The sequence below is a fragment of the Desulfofundulus thermobenzoicus genome, assembly GCF_009428905.1.
In the GTDB taxonomy this organism is placed as follows: Bacteria; Bacillota; Desulfotomaculia; order Desulfotomaculales; family Desulfovirgulaceae; genus Desulfofundulus_A; species Desulfofundulus_A thermobenzoicus.
This window is the reverse complement of record NZ_WHYR01000256.1, coordinates 1-392: the sequence shown is the minus strand read 5'-3', so window position 1 is coordinate 392 and position 392 is coordinate 1. Positions and strand designations below refer to the sequence as shown.

Genomic DNA, 392 nt, shown 5'->3' with positions numbered 1-392 from the left:
GTCAAGAATCAGTGCCACAGTCTGTTCTTTCTCTACGCCTCGTTTTTTAAGTTCACAGCTAAGTGCATATGACATATCCTCAAGCTCGCGGTAGGTGAGTTTTCTTTGATCATCCATGACGGCGATAGCATCCGGTGTTTCCTTCGCCTGACGCGAAAATTGGACATGGAATGGCTCATGACGATTCGTCTGCCCTTCGGTTTTTTTCTCCAGACGCTCTATTTGTTCATGCTGATCTAGTATATGGAGCAAGCCGATCTGTTCCTCTGGATGACGAACCGCCTCACGAATAATCGCCAGGAAGTGAGTTCCGAACCGGCGGACGGTCTCTTCTTTAAATAACGCCGCTGCATAGTCAAAGCTCAGCTTTAATGCTCCCTCGCGTTCAAATG

At 48.0% G+C, this 392-nt stretch carries 1 protein-coding gene; it reads right to left on the bottom strand.

Features of this window, described 5'->3' with window-relative positions:
- Positions 1 to 392: condensation domain-containing protein (locus GFC01_RS18530; RefSeq protein WP_152948535.1), on the bottom strand; the 392-nt coding region annotated here is incomplete at both ends.